General features: G+C 72.9%; 3 protein-coding genes. 2 read left to right on the forward strand and 1 reads right to left on the reverse strand.

Going from position 1 to position 2,606, the window contains the following annotated elements:
* A partial coding sequence (locus AB0H87_RS40495) for a DUF488 domain-containing protein (RefSeq protein ID WP_360158751.1) occupies positions 1–537 on the forward strand: 537 nt, incomplete at its 5' end.
* A 10-nt stretch (positions 538–547) separates the two neighbouring features.
* Here the strand turns inward: AB0H87_RS40495 and AB0H87_RS40500 are convergent.
* A complete protein-coding gene (locus AB0H87_RS40500; RefSeq protein ID WP_360158754.1) occupies positions 548–1,501 on the reverse strand; it encodes an SDR family oxidoreductase in 954 nt (317 codons plus the stop codon).
* A 165-nt stretch (positions 1,502–1,666) separates the two neighbouring features.
* Between AB0H87_RS40500 and AB0H87_RS40505 the strand changes: the two genes are divergently transcribed.
* Positions 1,667–2,512 (forward strand): helix-turn-helix transcriptional regulator, encoded by an 846-nt coding sequence (locus AB0H87_RS40505; protein WP_360158757.1) that lies wholly within the window; start codon positions 1,667–1,669, stop codon positions 2,510–2,512.
* Positions 2,513–2,606 lie beyond the last annotated feature (94 nt).

Here is a 2,606-nt window from a genome sequence, read left to right on the forward strand (position 1 = left end):
GGGTACTCCACCGTCGTGGGCAAGCGGCTGCTGACCATCGGGCACGGTGCCGCGAGCGAGGCCGAGTTGACCGGCCTGCTCGCCGGCGCCGGTGTGGCGCGCGTGGTCGATGTGCGGCGGTTTCCCGGCAGCCGGGCCCATCCGCAGTTCCGGCGGGAGGCGCTCGCCCAGTGGCTGCCCGCCGCCGGCGTCGGATACGAGTGGGAGGTCCGGCTCGGTGGTCGCCGGCACCTCACCGCCGAGTCGCCCGACGTGTGGTGGCAGGTGCCGGCGTTCCGCGCCTACGCCGGGCACATGCGCACCCCCGACTTCCTCGCCGCGATCGACGGCGTGCTGGCCGGGCCGTCGACCGCGGTCATGTGCAGCGAGTCGTTGTGGTGGCGCTGCCACCGCCGCCTGATCGCCGACTTCGCCGTGCTGGCGCGCGGGCTCGAGGTGGGTCACATCCTGCACGACGGCCGGATCGCCGGCCACGCCGTCTCCGCGGGTGCCCGGCTGACCGCCGACGGCCTCCTCGTCTACGACGTCGTCGACTGACGAGCCGTCGTCACCTCGCGGGCAGGGCGGCCGGGAAGGCCGTGCCGGTGAGCTCCTCCGAGATCCGCCAGATGCGGGCGGCGTCGTCCGCGCCGCGCAGCCGCGTGTAGACGGCCTGCTCCGCGGGCGGGCCGGACATGTGCCGGAACCGGCTCGGGCCGAAGAGGCGGGCGCCGCCCGCGTCTGGGGAGGTGGCGGCGAACAGGGCCGGCAGCACCGCCGTCTCGACCGTGCCGACGATGCCGCCGCGGGAGAGCGCGCGGATGAGCCGCACGCCGACGGCGTCCTTCGTCCTGCCCAACTCGAGGCGCGCCGCGAGCAGGTTGGTGGGCGCGATGCCGGGGTGGGAGAGGTTGCTGGTGATGCCCCAGCCGGCCGCCTGGCTCCGGCGGTGCAGCTCGAGACCGAACAGTCCGAACGCGATCTTGGATTGGCTGTACGCGCGGCGCGCGTGGTAGGACCGTTGCCAGTGCAGGTCGTCCCAGTTGATGGCGTTCTCGTCGGCGGCGACGCTGATCTGCGCGACCACGCGGGCGGCGCCCGCCCGCAGCAGGGGCAGCAGGTTGGCGACCAGCGCGAAGTGACCGAGGTGGTTGCTCCCGAACTGCAGCTCGAATCCGTCCATCGTGGACTGTCGGGTCGGTGGCGTCATCACGCCGGCGTTGTTGACGAGGACGTGGATCGGGCGGTTCTCGCCGCGCAGCCGGTCGCCCAGGGCGGCCACCGAGTCCAGCGACGCCAGGTCGACGTCCCGGAGGGACACGGCGGCGTGCGGGTGCCGGCTCCGGATCGTCGCGACCGCCGCCTCGCCCTTGCGCCGGTTGCGGACCGGCATGACGACCTCGGCCCCGGCGCCGGCGAGCCGGGTCGCCAGGCCCAGTCCGACGCCGTCGCTGGCGCCGGTGACCACGGCGAGCTTTCCGGAGAGGTCGGGAACGGTGATGTCCGGCCGGATGCGTGCCATTGTGCTGCCCCTTCGCTTTCGTGGTTCCGCCGAATGCGGATGCGCTCTCAGGTTGCGCGTCATTCACGGGCATAACCACGGCCTGCCGATCACAGGCTGCGGGCACCGCGAAGGGGGGATCGACAGGCCGAGGATGCGCGTACGCGCCGGTGGTAGAAACGAAGAATGATCGATCGAGCCGGGCTCGCCGAGTTCCTGCGCCGCCGCCGCGAGTCACTCCAGCCCGAGGACGTCGGTCTCCCACACGGCCAGCGCCGCCGCACCGCCGGCCTGCGCCGCGAGGAGGTCGCCACGCTCTGCCACATCTCCACCGACTACTACAGCCGGCTGGAGCGCGAGCGCGGCCCCCACCCGTCCCCGCAGATGATCGCCTCGATCGCGCAGGGTTTGCACCTGTCTCTCGACGAGCGCGACCACCTGTTCCGCCTGGCCGGCCACAACCCGCCCACGCGGGGCGCGATCAGCGAGCACATCAGCCCCGGCCTGCTGCGCATCTTCGACCGGCTCGCCGACACCCCGGCCGAGATCGTCACCGAGCTGGGCGAGACGCTGCGGCAGACCCCACCGGGCGTGGCGCTGACCGGCGACCACACCCGGTGGCGCGGCCCGGCGCGCAGCATCGGCTACCGGTGGTTCACCGACCCGGCGAGCCGGGCCCTCTACCACCCCGACGACCACGCGCTGCACTCCCGTGTCTTCGCCTCGGGACTCCGCCAGGTGGTCACGCTCCGCGGGCCCGGCTCCTGGGCCGCCCACCTCCAGCAGCTCCTGCTGGCCCGCAGCGACGAGTTCCGCACCCTCTGGGAGGACCACGAGATCGGCGTCCTGCACGGCGACGTCAAGCGTTTCGTCCACCCCGAGGTCGGGCTCCTCGAACTGACGTGCCAGCGCCTTCTCGACCCCGACCAGTCGCATTACCTGCTCGTCTACACCGCGGCTCCCGGCAGCGAGAGCTACGAGAAACTGCAGCTCCTTTCCGTCATCGGCGCGCAGCGCATGGCAACCGCCTGAACGACCGGCGTCAGAGGCGCTCCCAGGGCTCCGAGCCGAGTCAGTTCCGAGCGCCGTCGGTCGCGGCGATGACCACGCGGTTGCCGAGCGGTTC

It is taken from the genome of Asanoa sp. NPDC050611, from assembly GCF_040654855.1.
Lineage (GTDB): Bacteria > Actinomycetota > Actinomycetes > Mycobacteriales > Micromonosporaceae > Asanoa.